Below are 13,171 nucleotides of genomic sequence, written 5' to 3' on the forward strand. Positions count from 1 at the left end.
ATATGCGTCGGCAAAAGGGCTTTACCCTGATTGAACTGATGGTGGTCATGGCGATCATCGCGACCTTGATGACGATCGCCTTGCCACGCTACTTCGGCAGCCTGGAGGCCTCCAAGGAGACCACCCTGCGCCAGAGCCTGTCGTCCATGCGCGAGGCACTGGATCACTATTACGGGGACACCGGGCGTTATCCCGACTCCATCGAACAGCTGGTCGAACTGCGCTACCTGCGCAACCAGCCGCTGGATCCGATTGCCGAGCGCAAGGACACCTGGGTCATGGTCGCGCCACCGGATGGCGTGGCGGGCGGGGTGTCCGATATCAAGAGTGGGGCCAGCGGGAGGGCGCGCGATGGCAGCCTTTATTCCGAGTGGTAAACCTGCGAACCAGGATGGCTTTACCTACCTGGGTGTGCTGTTTCTGATCGTCGTGCTGGGCATGGGCCTGGCCAGTGCCGGCGAGTTGTGGGCCACCGCTTCTCGCCGTGATCGGGAAATGCAGTTGCTCTGGGCCGGTACGCAGTATGCCCAGGCGTTGCGCAGCTATCACCGCAGTTCACCCGGTATGGCCCAGTATCCGAAAGAGCTCAAGGACCTGTTGCAGGACGAGCGTTTCCCGACGGCCAGGCATCACCTGCGGCAGTTGTACCCGGAGCCGATGACGGGTGGCGAGTGGGAGCTGATGCGCGATTTGGACGGGCGGATCAGCGGTGTGTATTGCCCGTCCGAGCAGAAGCCGCTCAAGCAAGAGAACTTCCCCAGCCAGTGGGCGGACTTCAAGGGCATGGCCAGTTACAAGGACTGGCAGTTCGTGGCCGAGAAAGTCGTTCTCGATGGCACCGACGGGCCGCCGAAAGAACAGTCCACCGGGCCCCAGGCATTGCAGCCTTGAACCTCGGGAGCGGGTTTGACAGGCAACACATTTCCGCCAAATGTACCCGGTCCAATTGTGGGAGCGGGCTTGCTCCGGGCGGCGTTCCGACGAAGGCGGCCTGACAGCCGACCTGTCTTTTGTTGACCGTGTACATATCCATTGCTGCGGTAACGGCGGCTTATGGTTTCGCCCTTACGGCGAGTCACTTTTTTTACAAGCGCCTAAAAAAAGTAACCAAAAAAACGCTCGCCCCGAACGTACGGCCCCTCGCTAAGGCTCGGGGTTCCTTCGCTGCGGTATTCATCCGGGGGCATTGCCCTCCGGTCGGCTTCGCTTCGACCTACATGCAATGAGTTCGACTGCGTCGAACGGCGCTGCGCGCCAATCCCCGGATAAACACCTCCACTCAGCCTTCCGAGGGGGCGGGTGGATCAAGATCAAGAGCTGCAGGCGAGCTAACGCTCGGCCTGATGAGTGGTGAAAAGCGTGGTGTACGCCGCTCTGCCTTTGCTCTTCTGTGGGACCGAGCTTGGTCCGGGCGGCGTTCCGACGAAGGCGGCCTGACAGCCGACCAACCTCTTGCAGTCATACCCGGATCAACTGTGGGAGCGAGCTTGCTCGCGATGGCGGCCTTACAACCAATGATAATCCTTTGGTTCATACCAACAATGTGGCGAGGGAGCTTGCTCCCGCTCGGCTGCGCAGCAGTCGCAAATCCATTCAGCGGGGGCTGACTCGCAAACCGCACTGTCTGATCTCGGGGCCGCTTCGCAGCCCAGCGGGAGCAAGCTCCCTCGCCACAGGATTTGTGTACGCCCTTCAGACGTTTTCCAGCATCGTGATCAACTGCTCCGGCCACACCGTTTCTCGGGTCTCTCGCAGTTCGGCTACGGACCACCATTTATGGTCCGCCATTACCCGGACTTCGTTAGCCGTCCATCCCTCACGGGACAGGCGTTCACTGTCGGTATGAACCACAAAATACCGTTCAACCGACAGCACCGTTTCACCACTGGGCAGCATCATCGGAAAACGCCGCTCTGCAACGCTGGCTCCCACGGCAGCGACATTCAGTCCGGTTTCTTCAAACAGTTCACGAACCGCCGCAGCCTCGAAGGATTCTCCTTGCTCAAGACCTCCACCGGGTGTCGCCCAGTGGCTTTGGCCAGCGAGGGCATCGTTTTTGTGTTGGAAGTGAAACAGCAGAACCTGTTGCGAGGGATTGATCACCAGCAGTCTGGCGGAATTGCGCTGGCGCATTTTTTCTTTCCATAGAGTGCCGCGAATCGCAGCTTTCACTGCGGTTCGCGACGGTAAAGCTCATGTCGGCATTTCTACACCGAATTAGTTACGCAACGACTCGATAACACGGCACATAAGCCGCGCCGCCCGGCAGTTTCATGCGGTGCTGGGCGACGAAGGCTTTGAGCAGCAGGTCCAGCGGTTGCATGATCGCCGCGTCGCCACGGATCTGGTACGGCCCGTGGTCTTCGATCAGGCGGATGCCCTTGTCCTTGACGTTACCGGCGACGATGCCGGAGAACGCACGGCGCAGGTTGGCCGCCAGTTCGTGGGCGGGCAGGTCGAGGCTCAGTTTCAGGTTGGCCATGTTTTCGTGGGTCGGGTCGAATGGGCGCTGGAAGCCTTCGTCGATTTTCAGCAGCCAATTGAAATGGAACGCATCGTTGCGCTCGCGGCGGAACTGCTTGACCGCCTTGAGGCCCTGGGTCATTTGTCGCGCCACTTCGGCCGGGTCATCGATGATGATCTGGTAGTGCTGCTTGGCGGCGTCGCCCAGGGTGGCACCGACGAACGCGTCCAGTTGTTCCAGGTACGGCGCAGCGTGTTTCGGCCCGGTGAGGATGACCGGGAAGGGCAGGCCTTCATTGCCCGGATGCATCAGGATGCCCAGCAGGTACAGGAACTCTTCGGCCGTACCGGCGCCGCCGGGGAAGATGATGATGCCGTGGCCGACGCGGACGAAGGCTTCCAGGCGCTTTTCGATGTCCGGCAGGATCACCAGTTCGTTGACGATCGGGTTCGGCGCTTCGGCGGCGATGATCCCGGGTTCCGTCAGGCCCAGGTAGCGGCCGCCGTGGATGCGTTGCTTGGCGTGGGCGATGGTCGCGCCTTTCATCGGGCCTTTCATCACACCGGGGCCGCAACCGGTGCAGATGTCCAGGCTGCGCAGGCCCAGTTCGTGGCCGACTTTCTTGGTGTATTTGTATTCTTCGGTGTTGATCGAGTGCCCGCCCCAGCACACCACAATCCTCGGCTCGACCCCGGGACGCAGGGTGCGGGCGTTGCGCAGCAGGTGGAAGACGTAGTCGCTGATGCCCTGGGAGGTGCTCAAATCGATGCGTTGGCTGTCGAGTTCATTTTCGGTGTAGACGATGTCGCGCAGGGCGCTGAACAGCATTTCCCGGGTGCTGGCGATCATTTCGCCGTCGACGAAGGCGTCGGCCGGGGCGTTCAGCAATTCCAGGCGCACGCCGCGGTCCTGCTGGTGAATGCGGATTTCAAAATCCTTGTAGGCTTCAAGGATGGTCTTGGCGTTGTCGACATGGGCGCCGGTGTTGAGGATGGCCAGGGCGCACTGGCGGAAGAGGGTGTAGGTGCTGCCGGAACCGGCTTCGCTCAATTGCTGGACTTCCCGTTGCGAGAGCGTTTCCAGGCTGCCTTTGGGACTGACGGAGGCGTTGATAACTTGGCGTTGGGTCATTCAATGATCCTTAAAACGATGTCATTCACACAGCAACTACGAATGGCATCCGAATAATGTGTATTCATGAAAGAAGATGGCACGAACTGCGCGGTCTTGCCACGTCCCCCGCTTGACGATGAAAAGATGAAAAGGCGCCCCAGCATAGCTAAATCCCGCGCAGAGGCGATAATGGCCCGCTGTCTTTTTGCCTCAGACCCCTTTCAAGCTCAGGAAACCCGACGCAATGTTCGAAATCCAGCCGATGAACGCCCAGACCTACCGGCAACAGACACGGCGTAGCACGCTCATCATTGCCCTGATCTTTCTGGCGCTGGCGATGGTGCTGTCCACGGCGGCGGTGGCCCTGTTCGGCACGCCGGGGGGCGACAACCTGCGCTTCAACATTGGTGGCGTGTTTGTTGCGGTGCTGGCAATGGCGGCGTTGATGCGCAAAGTGTTCTGGCGCCAGGAGTGGATGGCGCCGGCGGTCTACAGTTGGCAACTCAAGCGCAGCCTGATGAGCGTTACCAATGTCATGCATCATGTAACGGCGGCCGTGGAAAAGGGTGATCCGGTGGCGATGAAGCTGTTGCGTTTCTACCATTTGGGGTTGAACCAGATGCATCAGCTCGATGGCAACTCCAGCGACCATGGCCAGTTGCTCCGCGAAATGGATCAGCACAGGGAACGAATGCAGGCGCTGGGTATCGATACCGAACAGACGCGCCTGGATCCGGCATGGCTGGAGGCGGTAAAGCCGGCCAGGGGCTAACATCATGGCGAGCCTGGATCAGGCATAGTAAGCAAACGCGGCGATCAGGAAGGCTCGTCCGTCATAGACCCTCAGGGAGCAACATGGGACAACCATCGATCCACGATCATATTGAAATGCTCCGGCCAGTCGTGCCCCGTCTCAAGGTCCGCTCGGCGGTGATCCTGCTGGTGGCGGTGTGCCTGTCGATGGTGGTTATCGTGATCTGGGAAGCCTGGAGCTCTCGCCAGTACCGCCTGCATGACAAGGAAGTGGCGATGTCCAACCTTGCGCAGACCCTGGCATCGCAAGCGCAGGCCACGATCAAGCAGGCCGACACGCTGCTGTTCACCCTGGTCGATCGTCTGGAACACGACGGCGTGGATAAATCCCGGCTGCCGCTATTGCTCAACGCCCAGCGCAGTGAGTTGAGCCAACTCCATGGTGTCTTTGTTTTCGACGAAAATGGGCAGTGGGTCGCCAATTCCAATGGCGCCGGCCAGACCGGTGTCAACAATTCCGACCGCGAATACTTCATCTTCCATCGCGATAACCCCAGCCGGGGGCCGCACATCGGGCCGTCGATCAAGAGCCGTTCGAGCGGTGAATGGATCGTGACGGTTTCGCGCCGGGTCAATCATCCCGACGGCAGCTTTGCCGGGGTGGCGCTGGCGTCAATCTACCTCAGCCATTTCCTGCAGCTCTACGACAGCATCGACATGGGCAGTAACGGCGTGATCAACCTGATCGCCGACAATGCCAGCGTTGTCATTCGCCGACCCTTCAAGGAGGCGGACATCGGCACCAGCCTCGCCAAAAGTCCGTTGTTCACCCAGTTGTTGCCAAAGGGTGACGCGGGTACGGCCACGATCAAGTCGATCATCGACGGTGTCGAGCGGGTAATAGGGTATCGCCGGGTCGAGGGTTATCCGCTGATCGTTTTTACCGCGTTGAACAAGGATGAAGTGCTCGGCAGCTGGCGCAAGGAGACGCTGCTCAGCACCGGCATCGTCACGCTGTTGCTGGGTTTTATCGGGGTACTGGGGTTTCGCCTGATCAAGCTGATGAGGCAGCAGAACCTGGTGCAGGTCGAGTTGCTGGACACCCAGGACAAGCTGCTGGAGGTCAATCGCAACCTCGAAGGCCTGGCCCTCAAGGACGCACTGACGGGGCTGGCCAACCGTCGTCAGCTCGACGCTTTCATCGATGCCGAAATGGGCCGTGCCCGACGCAACCAGTCCGAATTGGCTTTGCTGATGATTGATGTCGATCATTTCAAACCCTTCAACGACCGCTACGGCCACCTGGTCGGTGATGAGTGTCTGCGCAAGGTCAGTGCGATCATCACGGAAAACATCAAGCGCCCCGGTGACCTGGCCGCCCGCTATGGTGGCGAAGAGTTTGCCGTGGTGCTGCCCGGCACCGACTACGTGGGGGCATTTCTGGTGGCGGAGAAAATCCGCCGCGCGGTACTGCAGGCCGACATTGCCCACAGTGACAGCCCGGAAGGTAGCGTAACCGTCAGCGTCGGCGTGTGTGCCAGCAATGCCGCGTCCCAGATCCGCCCCGAAGACCTGATCGGTGCGGCAGACAAGGCGCTATATGTGGCCAAGGCCAGTGGGCGCAATATGAGCGTGATTGCCAACTGAGGGGCGGGCGCCAGTCTAACCGGTCCGTTCCCTGGACCAGCCACCAGCCCAGGACGCGACCGTCGGGTGGTTGAAGATTCAGGCGGCCCATCGCTTGATCAATCGAAGATAGACCAGCACATTGATCAGCAACACCACGGCGCCCAATCCCAACTGAATGTCGGGGGTCAGTCCCGCCGGGTAAATCACCGGCCAAATGTAATGCTCGACGAACCCACCGCCATAGCCGGTTTGCCCGGCTTCATGGCGCATGTGGTTTTCCCAGTCGGTCAGCGGGCAGGGCAGGTGGAAGAATTCCACCGCCATACCCCACAACGCAGCGGGCGGATGCCACCAGATCAGGTGGCGCCATTTGAGCACCAGCAACCCGCCGAACAACACGAACACAATGAACAGCAAGTGGAACAGCATCAGCCCATCGGCGGCGATTCGGTACAGCATGTCGGTGCCCCTGAAGGCTGAACGAATCGCTCCATGGTACTCGGGCCGCAGGCCGGCGCTCTATCGATGGTCGCGATCCAATGCCCTGAGCACGTCCTTCAAATGCTCGGTCATCGATTCACTGCTGCGTTGCATGGGCGCGCGCAGTTCGTCTCCGATCAAGCCTTGCAGGGCCAGCGCGGTTTTCACCGGGGCGGGGTTGGGCTCCAGGAACAGGCTATTGATCAGCGCCAGCAAACGGAAAAACGTGGCGCGGCCCTCAGCCAATTGGTTGTCGCGGATCTGCCGGTACAACTGCACGAACAGTTCCGGATGGACATGCGCCGACGCGGCAATCGCGCCTTTGGCGCCCAGGCACAGGGCGTTGAAGATCTGGTTGTCTTCGCCGCACAGCACGTCGACAAGGCCGCTATTGAGCAGGGCGAGGGTGTTCGAAAAATTGCCGCCGCAATCCTTGATGGCGACGATCCGTTCGTGGGCGACGATGTTGAGCAGGGTCGCCTGTTCGAAGGCCACGCCGGTACGGTAAGGGATGTCGTAAAGGATCAGCGCAACGCTGGAGGCATCGGCGACCGTGCGGAAAAACGCCTCGAGGCCGGCCTGGGAGGGGCGGATGTAATACGGCGCCGGCACCAGCAGGCCAGCCACCGGGCGCTTGAGGATCTCGCTCTGGAACTGCAACATCTCGGTCAGGTTGTTACCGGCCAGGCCCATGACCACCCGTTGCGCCGGCACCAGCTCCAGCACCGCATCGAGCACCGCCAGTTGCTCATGCTTGCCCATCGCCGCCGGTTCGCCGGTGGTGCCGCAAACGATGAGGCCGTCGACGCCTTTTTCCAGCAGATGGCTGACCAGCCGGCGCAAGCCGACGAAATCGATGGCGCCGTTGTGGAAGGGTGTGACCAGTGGAACCCAGATACCTTGAAACGCTGACATGCACTTTCTCCTGATGGTTGACCGATTTCGTCACCGTCAGGGGCATGGAAGGAGAGTAAGCAAGGGGAGGGTGGTCCGTCGCGCTCAATGTCCTGTCAGCTCATCTGACGGGACAGCGCGCCCCGGTCACATGAGCGACTGTTTCTTCGATTTGAGGGCGTGCGCAACGCAACCTTGCGCCTTGGCAATCAAGCCAATGACGGAAGAGTCGAGATTGAAGGTTGCGGACATACTTGCTTACACCCTGAGTGAGGCGCTCAGTTTTAAAAGCCGGAGCGCCATTTGTCAATCACGAAAATCAGCGTACTCGGCGCGCATCCGGCCATTGTGCTTGGCCTTGTAGAGCAGATGATCGACCTGTTCGACGAATTCCAGGGCCGTCGCATGCATCGACGCCAGGGTGGTGCCGACGCCGAGGCTGATACTCAGCAGCTTCGACACGTTCGAGAATTCATGGGGGATCTGTTGCTGGCGAATCAGGTGCAGGCATTTGTGCGCCACCAGCCGCGCAGACTCGGCATCGGTTTCCGGCAGCAGCCAGACAAATTCTTCACCGCCGATCCGCGCGATGAAGTCCCGTGGCCGGTTGGCCGCCAGGGACAAGGTTTGCGCGACGCGGCGCAGGCATTCGTCGCCCTTGATGTGGCCGTAATGGTCGTTGTACTGCTTGAAGTAGTCGATATCCAGCACGATCACCGACAACGGCAAGCCGGTGCGCTGGGCCGTGTTCCACTCGCGCTCGAGCACTGTGTCGAACATGCGCCGGTTGGCGATGCCGGTCAGGCCGTCCTGGAAGGAGTACTCCTCAAGCTGCTTTTGCAGGCGGATCAGGTGCTCTTCGGTTTTCTTGCGCTCGCTGATATCGAACATGAAACCCACCAGCGCCTCGACTTCGCCGTCCTTGCGCACCACATGCACCACATCGCGGATCCAGACGTACTCGCCGCTTTCGGTGAGTGCGCGATAGTCGGCCTCGTGATCGATACCGGCGCGCGACTGCGAGACACAGAAGTCCATCACGTAGTCGCGGTCATCCGGGTGCATGCGCTCGACCCAGTCATTGACCGAGGCCCAGCTGTGCTGCTTCCAGCCCAGCAGCTCTTCGATCTGTGGCCCGATGTAGCTGAACGTCATGGTTTTCCAGTCGATGCGCCAGGGAATCGCCCGGGTTGACTCCAGCAGGGTTTTATAAACGTCGCTGTCGGTTTCCACTGAACTCATGAAGGGCCTGCCTCGAGGAAAATGCAGGGCCATCATGTTGCTAGCACTTTGGCGAATCAAGCGGGCAGCCGATGAATGGCACGCCGCGTATCAGTGAGCAAGATTGTTCAAGCCTTCGGCAGCGACTGCTGGCACAGTCCGGGGTCTTTCCCTGTCTGTAGAATGTTATGTCCAACTCAATCATGCCGCGCAGTGCCTTTTTGCGTGGCGCAGCGGCGATCATGCCGTTGTCCCTGGCCACCGCGCCCTGGGGTTTGCTGGCCGGTTCCATGGCCATCGAAGCCAATCTCACGCCCCTGCAAGGCCAGGGCCTGTCGAGCATTGTGTTTGCCGGTGCGGCGCAACTGGTGGCCATCGGCATGCTCAAGGGCGGGGCCGGGATCTTTTCGATCCTGCTGACCACGTTGCTGCTGACTTCGCAGCATTTGCTCTACGGAATGAGCATGCGCTCGGTCATTTCGCCCTTGCCGGGGCGCTGGCGCGCGGGCCTGGGGTTCTTGCTCACCGATGAGTTGTTCGCCCTGACCAGCCAGCACGACAAACAGCAGTTCAACCGCTGGTACGCCCTGGGTGTGGGCCTGACGTTCTACATCGCCTGGAACCTGTTCAGCCTGGCGGGCATTGTGCTTGGCAGCAGTATTCCCGGCCTTGAACACCTGGGCCTGGACTTCTCCATCGCGGCGACCTTCATCGCCCTGATCACCCCGGTGGTGCGCAATGTGCCGACCGTGGTGTGTGTGGCGGTGTCGCTGTTCTGTTCGGTGCTGTTCAGCTACTGGCAATGGGGCTCGGCGCTGGTGCTGTCGGGACTGGCGGGCATGACCGCCGGGTTTGTCTGCAATAAATTCTACGGTGGCCGCATATGATGGTCTGGGCAGTGATTATCGGAATGGGCGTGTTGGTGTTCCTCAACCGCTATGTTTTTCTGGAACCGCGACTGCCGCTACGCTTGAGTAGCAATGCCCGGCAGTTCCTGGGGTTTGCCGTACCGGGCATGTTGACCGCCATCTGCGGGCCGATTGTGTTCATGCCGGAAAAACAGCTGAATCTGCACTGGGACAATCCCTATCTGATCAGCTCGCTGGTGGCTGTCGTCCTGGTGCTCTACACCCGTAATACGTTGCTCAGCATGCTGTTGAGCATGGGCTTCTTCTTTTTGCTGCGCTGGTGGCTTTGAGCAGGGCAGGGGAACTGATCTAAGCTTAAGTTGATGACCGATCCCTTCAGGAAGAGAGGTGAACATGGCCAATGAACCCAAGCAACCGGACCTGGAAGAAGACGAGGACGAACCCACGGAAGAAGAGATTGAGCAACAGAAGCGTTCGATACCGGACTGGAAGCATCCTGACGACGGTAAGGAACTGTCAGAGCCTGATCGCAAGTTCTGACCGGCACGGGAATACAACGAAGCCCCGCCTTTGAGCGGGGCTTTGTCGTTATTGACAGGTTCATGGAACTTCCTTGATCAGCGCGGCGCCCTGGTTCCTGACATTGCCAACGGCCCTGTCAACCTTGTACCACTCGAACACATCACTGACCTCGCCCTGGGATAACGCCATTTCCTCGGCTCGTTCCTTGGGCGTGGCAGGGTCCAGCCATTCCCGCGCCAGCTCGGGCGAGAACACCACCGGTCGGCGGTCATGCACGTCAAGCAGGCCGCCTGCGCTGTCGGCCGTCAGGATGACGAAACCGTCGTGCTCCCTGTGAGGCGCTCCGCCGATGGGGTACTGGCCGATGGCCGCGCAGAAAGCCGGGGCGCGATTGCGTCGTCGAATCAACCACGGTTGTTTGTTGCCGTCGCCGGCGTCGACCCATTCGAACCAGTTATCAATCGGGCAGATCGCGCGATGGGGCCAGATCGCCCGGAAGTACGGGCCGTGGGCGACTTTCTCGACCCGGGCATTGACCGGCTCCGTGCGATCCGTTGCCCAGTGCGGTCGCCAACCCCAACGCACGGCGTCAGCGTGCAGCCGCTCGTTCTCCAGGTGCAGCAGGGCGAGTTGCGTGGTGGGGGCGGCGTTATAGTGCCCCAGGGGTTCGTTGCCGACGTGATTGATCAGCGCGTCGGGGATGCTCAGCACCGCTACGAAGTCGTGGATTCCACGGTATTGCGACAGTCGTCCGCACATGGCCTGACACTCCGGTTAAGACGCTCCGACCGAAGCTTTGAGTTTAGTAGCTCGTGACGAAACGGGCCTGGCAAGCACCGGAACCAAACCCTGTGTACCCTATCCAACCTCGACCCGTCGTCTCGATGCGGGCCGACGACGGATGAGCGATCGAAGGATCCTTGCCCTTTGAAGTATCGACCGTGATGGTCTGGCCCAAGGCATAAGATGAAACCATTGTTCAAGTGTTTAACGGTGTGTGCCCTGGCAGTGGGTCTGCTGGGCTGTATCGCCGCACCGATCGAAATGACTCCCCGGACCGAACAGCGTTTGCAGGCGCAACCCCCCATCCGGTTTCTGCTGACCTTCGATGACGGTCCCAGTGCATCGAGCTGGTGGAACCCGACCGTCACGGTATTGGAGAGCCTGGCGCGAAATCCGCTGCAGCCGGACATCAAGGCCGTGTTCTTCGTGCAAACCCGCGCTCCGCGAGCCGGTGGCAGCGAATTGGGCCGGGACATCATGCGTCGTGAACATGCCGAAGGTCATATCCTGGGCTTTCACACGGCGACACCCTGGCACACCAATCATCGCTCCCTTGACCCGCCAGCGTTGGAGCAGGCCCTCACCGATGGCAGCGCCGACATCGCCGCGATTACCGGCGCCCGGCCAACCCTGCTGCGCCCGCCATTCTGGAACTACGACAAGCGTACCTTCGCCGCTTATCAGCAGCATGGCCTGCATGTACTGCTGACAGATTTGAGCGCCAATGACGGCAAGATCTGGGGCTTCAATGCCAGCCCCCGGCGCCGGTCGCACATGCTGCGTTCGATGTCCGAAGTTCGCGAACGCATTGCCCGCGGTGAATTGCCGGTGGTCGATGGCGTGATTCCGGTGGTGGTGACCTTCCACGACCTCAACCGCTATACCGCCCGGCATACCCGTGAGTACCTGCAGATTCTGCTCGACAGCGCCCGGGAGACCGGGGTGAAAACCGCCGACAAGCCGTTTTACGACGATCAGGCCGCGCTACAGCGGGCGGCCATGGCACGAACCGTGCGCGACGGTTCGCAGCCGGTCGAATTGCCGGGGTTCTGGAACTGGATCTGGGGGGGTAATTCCCACTGAAAGGCTGGAAATGCGAGGGGTATAACAAAATTGACGGCAATTTACTGGCGCAAAATCGGCAAAGTGTAACTATGCTGAAACGGCTCCAATCGAATTGACTGTCGCCCGAGGGACCGGCCATGCTTCCGATTTCAGTGCTTTGCAACATCGTAGAGTCCGGTTTTGAGCCGCTGTCGTGCGAGTGCACGGAGAATCTCGGACTGCTGCGCATCGAAGTCTGCGACCCCGTCACCAAGCGAGTGGAGCTGTTGATCAGCGGCGTGTCGACGGCGGAGCTGACCAGCGTGCGCGCCATTTCTGACTTTGTCGGCGAATTGCGTACCGAGATGAAGGCGGGGCGCCGGGCGTTTGCCGGCTGATTGTTGTCAGCCTCGCGGCAACAGCTCATCAATCATCCGCAAACAATGGTTCAACCCCGGCGAGACATCGCCCACCCGTCGGCTGAGAATGATCGGCGAAGTGGCGTTGTCCTCCAGCAGCGGGGTGAAGCCGATGTCGTCGCGGTGCAGCAACTGCACCGAGGCCGGTACCAGCGTGACCCCGATTCCTGCCCCCACCAGCCCGATCGCCGTTTGCAGTTCGTTGGTCCATTGCGCGACGTGGATGCTCACGCCGTAGGATTCGAACAGGGCAATCACATGGTCGGCGTAACTCGGCCGTGGATTGCCGGGGTACAGCACAAAGGGTTCCCTGGCCAGATCCCGCAGGCTGATGGGCCCTGCAAGTAATGGATGACCGGCGGGCAGGGCGGCGACCAGGCGGTCCTCGGTGAGCACGGTCTGGATGATGGCCGGGTCGTCGATACGGATCCGGCCGAAACCGATGTCGATGCGCCCGGCCTTCAACGCCTGCACCTGTTGCAGGGTGGTCATTTCCGAAAGCCCCAGCTCCAGTTCCAGCGGTTCTCCACTGCGTAACCGCCGGATCAGTTCCGGCAGCACGCCGTACAGTGTCGACGGCGCAAAACCGATACCCAGCCAGGTTTTCTCACCCAGCCCGATGCGGCGTGTGTTGTCGCAGACCTTGTTCAGTTGTTCGAGCAGGGCGGTGGAGTGTTCATGGAAAAACCGCCCGGCGTCGGTCAGCTTCAGCGGCCGGCCGCGCTCGAGCAGCATCACCCCCAATTCGTCCTCCAGCTGCTGGATCTGCCGGCTCAAGGGCGGCTGGGCGATGTGCAGCAACTCGGCCGCGCGGGTGAAGTTGAGGGTTTGAGCCAATACCTGGAAGTAACGCAGGTGCCGCAGTTCCATGGAGCCTCCAGCCAATCAGTTGCATACCTTTAAGGTATCAAGTCAGACCAATTCTATATTGGCTTCAGGAAAAAAGCCGTACGAGAATCGATTCCAGAACTTCAAGAACC

Annotated in this window: 16 protein-coding genes; 9 read left to right on the forward strand and 7 right to left on the reverse strand. The window is 60.4% G+C overall.

Annotation, left to right across the window (positions count from 1 at the left end; all coding sequences use genetic code 11):
* Positions 1–2: 2 nt before the first annotated feature.
* Together AB4O40_RS28430 and AB4O40_RS28435 are read left to right on the forward strand one after the other, a co-directional pair.
* Positions 3–377, forward strand: a complete 375-nt coding sequence (locus tag AB4O40_RS28430; protein ID WP_056723510.1) for a type II secretion system protein — start codon at positions 3–5, stop codon at positions 375–377.
* Positions 352–891 (forward strand): type II secretion system protein, encoded by a 540-nt coding sequence (locus AB4O40_RS28435; RefSeq protein ID WP_056723512.1) that lies wholly within the window; start codon positions 352–354, stop codon positions 889–891. The genes AB4O40_RS28430 and AB4O40_RS28435 overlap by 26 nt, the downstream gene beginning before the upstream one ends.
* A gap of 801 nt (positions 892–1,692) precedes the next feature.
* Here the strand turns inward: AB4O40_RS28435 and AB4O40_RS28440 are convergent.
* Both AB4O40_RS28440 and ppnN read right to left on the reverse strand, forming a co-directional pair.
* Positions 1,693–2,133 (reverse strand): NUDIX hydrolase, encoded by a 441-nt coding sequence (locus tag AB4O40_RS28440; protein WP_223541487.1) that lies wholly within the window; start codon positions 2,131–2,133, stop codon positions 1,693–1,695.
* An 88-nt stretch (positions 2,134–2,221) separates the two neighbouring features.
* Positions 2,222–3,595: a nucleotide 5'-monophosphate nucleosidase PpnN gene (ppnN, locus tag AB4O40_RS28445; protein ID WP_056723516.1), complete on the reverse strand. Its 1,374-nt coding sequence runs from the start codon at positions 3,593–3,595 to the stop codon at positions 2,222–2,224.
* A 226-nt stretch (positions 3,596–3,821) separates the two neighbouring features.
* Between ppnN and AB4O40_RS28450 the strand changes: the two genes are divergently transcribed.
* Entirely contained in the window at positions 3,822–4,349 is a 528-nt protein-coding gene (locus AB4O40_RS28450; protein WP_056723518.1) for a DUF3087 domain-containing protein, read from the forward strand.
* An 83-nt stretch (positions 4,350–4,432) separates the two neighbouring features.
* Positions 4,433–5,977: a sensor domain-containing diguanylate cyclase gene (locus tag AB4O40_RS28455; RefSeq protein WP_056723521.1), complete on the forward strand. Its 1,545-nt coding sequence runs from the start codon at positions 4,433–4,435 to the stop codon at positions 5,975–5,977.
* A 78-nt stretch (positions 5,978–6,055) separates the two neighbouring features.
* Here AB4O40_RS28455 and AB4O40_RS28460 read toward each other — a convergent pair whose 3' ends face one another.
* The 3 genes from AB4O40_RS28460 to AB4O40_RS28470 form a co-directional block, all read right to left on the reverse strand.
* Positions 6,056–6,418 carry a DUF2784 domain-containing protein gene (locus AB4O40_RS28460; RefSeq protein ID WP_056723522.1) on the reverse strand — a complete coding sequence of 121 codons (363 nt, stop codon included), beginning with the start codon at positions 6,416–6,418 and terminating at the stop codon, positions 6,056–6,058.
* Positions 6,419–6,478: 60 nt separating this feature from the next.
* Positions 6,479–7,354, reverse strand: a complete 876-nt coding sequence (gene dapA, locus AB4O40_RS28465) for a 4-hydroxy-tetrahydrodipicolinate synthase (protein ID WP_056723524.1) — start codon at positions 7,352–7,354, stop codon at positions 6,479–6,481.
* Positions 7,355–7,639: 285 nt separating this feature from the next.
* Entirely contained in the window at positions 7,640–8,575 is a 936-nt protein-coding gene (locus AB4O40_RS28470; RefSeq protein WP_056723526.1) for a sensor domain-containing diguanylate cyclase, read from the reverse strand.
* 167 nt (positions 8,576–8,742) lie between these two features.
* Here AB4O40_RS28470 and AB4O40_RS28475 point away from each other — a divergent pair, with 167 nt between their 5' ends.
* From AB4O40_RS28475 to AB4O40_RS28485, 3 genes are all read left to right on the forward strand, one after another.
* Positions 8,743–9,441 carry an AzlC family ABC transporter permease gene (locus AB4O40_RS28475; RefSeq protein ID WP_460056918.1) on the forward strand — a complete coding sequence of 233 codons (699 nt, stop codon included), beginning with the start codon at positions 8,743–8,745 and terminating at the stop codon, positions 9,439–9,441.
* Positions 9,441–9,752, forward strand: coding sequence for an AzlD domain-containing protein (locus tag AB4O40_RS28480; RefSeq protein WP_162252411.1), 312 nt, complete (start codon positions 9,441–9,443; stop codon positions 9,750–9,752). The genes AB4O40_RS28475 and AB4O40_RS28480 overlap by 1 nt, the downstream gene beginning before the upstream one ends.
* A 64-nt stretch (positions 9,753–9,816) precedes the next feature.
* Positions 9,817–9,963 (forward strand): hypothetical protein, encoded by a 147-nt coding sequence (locus tag AB4O40_RS28485; protein WP_177336464.1) that lies wholly within the window; start codon positions 9,817–9,819, stop codon positions 9,961–9,963.
* A gap of 60 nt (positions 9,964–10,023) precedes the next feature.
* On the opposite strand, the gene AB4O40_RS28490 is transcribed toward AB4O40_RS28485, so the two are convergent.
* Positions 10,024–10,704 (reverse strand): SOS response-associated peptidase family protein, encoded by a 681-nt coding sequence (locus AB4O40_RS28490; RefSeq protein WP_223541491.1) that lies wholly within the window; start codon positions 10,702–10,704, stop codon positions 10,024–10,026.
* 207 nt (positions 10,705–10,911) lie between these two features.
* On the opposite strand from AB4O40_RS28490, the gene AB4O40_RS28495 reads away from it, so the two are divergent.
* Both AB4O40_RS28495 and AB4O40_RS28500 read left to right on the forward strand, forming a co-directional pair.
* Positions 10,912–11,811 (forward strand): polysaccharide deacetylase family protein, encoded by a 900-nt coding sequence (locus AB4O40_RS28495; protein WP_223541492.1) that lies wholly within the window; start codon positions 10,912–10,914, stop codon positions 11,809–11,811.
* A 119-nt stretch (positions 11,812–11,930) separates the two neighbouring features.
* A complete protein-coding gene (locus tag AB4O40_RS28500) occupies positions 11,931–12,170 on the forward strand; it encodes a DUF1652 domain-containing protein (RefSeq protein WP_056723537.1) in 240 nt (79 codons plus the stop codon).
* A gap of 6 nt (positions 12,171–12,176) precedes the next feature.
* On the opposite strand, the gene AB4O40_RS28505 is transcribed toward AB4O40_RS28500, so the two are convergent.
* Positions 12,177–13,061 carry a LysR family transcriptional regulator gene (locus tag AB4O40_RS28505; RefSeq protein WP_056723539.1) on the reverse strand — a complete coding sequence of 295 codons (885 nt, stop codon included), beginning with the start codon at positions 13,059–13,061 and terminating at the stop codon, positions 12,177–12,179.
* Between the last annotated feature and the right edge of the window lie 110 nt (positions 13,062–13,171).

This window comes from Pseudomonas sp. S2_F07 (assembly GCF_054668325.1).

Coding starts and splice junctions, on each gene's coding strand:
- AB4O40_RS28450 (WP_056723518.1), top strand. CDS start 3,822: ATGTTCGAAATCCAGCCGATGAACGCCCAGACCTACCGGCAACAGACA.
- AB4O40_RS28430 (WP_056723510.1), top strand. CDS start 3: ATGCGTCGGCAAAAGGGCTTTACCCTGATTGAACTGATGGTGGTCATG.
- AB4O40_RS28495 (WP_223541492.1), top strand. CDS start 10,912: ATGAAACCATTGTTCAAGTGTTTAACGGTGTGTGCCCTGGCAGTGGGT.
- dapA (WP_056723524.1), bottom strand. CDS start 7,354: ATGTCAGCGTTTCAAGGTATCTGGGTTCCACTGGTCACACCCTTCCAC.
- AB4O40_RS28440 (WP_223541487.1), bottom strand. CDS start 2,133: ATGCGCCAGCGCAATTCCGCCAGACTGCTGGTGATCAATCCCTCGCAA.
- AB4O40_RS28505 (WP_056723539.1), bottom strand. CDS start 13,061: ATGGAACTGCGGCACCTGCGTTACTTCCAGGTATTGGCTCAAACCCTC.
- AB4O40_RS28480 (WP_162252411.1), top strand. CDS start 9,441: ATGGTCTGGGCAGTGATTATCGGAATGGGCGTGTTGGTGTTCCTCAAC.
- AB4O40_RS28470 (WP_056723526.1), bottom strand. CDS start 8,575: ATGAGTTCAGTGGAAACCGACAGCGACGTTTATAAAACCCTGCTGGAG.
- AB4O40_RS28435 (WP_056723512.1), top strand. CDS start 352: ATGGCAGCCTTTATTCCGAGTGGTAAACCTGCGAACCAGGATGGCTTT.
- AB4O40_RS28500 (WP_056723537.1), top strand. CDS start 11,931: ATGCTTCCGATTTCAGTGCTTTGCAACATCGTAGAGTCCGGTTTTGAG.
- ppnN (WP_056723516.1), bottom strand. CDS start 3,595: ATGACCCAACGCCAAGTTATCAACGCCTCCGTCAGTCCCAAAGGCAGC.
- AB4O40_RS28490 (WP_223541491.1), bottom strand. CDS start 10,704: ATGTGCGGACGACTGTCGCAATACCGTGGAATCCACGACTTCGTAGCG.
- AB4O40_RS28485 (WP_177336464.1), top strand. CDS start 9,817: ATGGCCAATGAACCCAAGCAACCGGACCTGGAAGAAGACGAGGACGAA.
- AB4O40_RS28455 (WP_056723521.1), top strand. CDS start 4,433: ATGGGACAACCATCGATCCACGATCATATTGAAATGCTCCGGCCAGTC.
- AB4O40_RS28475 (WP_460056918.1), top strand. CDS start 8,743: ATGTCCAACTCAATCATGCCGCGCAGTGCCTTTTTGCGTGGCGCAGCG.
- AB4O40_RS28460 (WP_056723522.1), bottom strand. CDS start 6,418: ATGCTGTACCGAATCGCCGCCGATGGGCTGATGCTGTTCCACTTGCTG.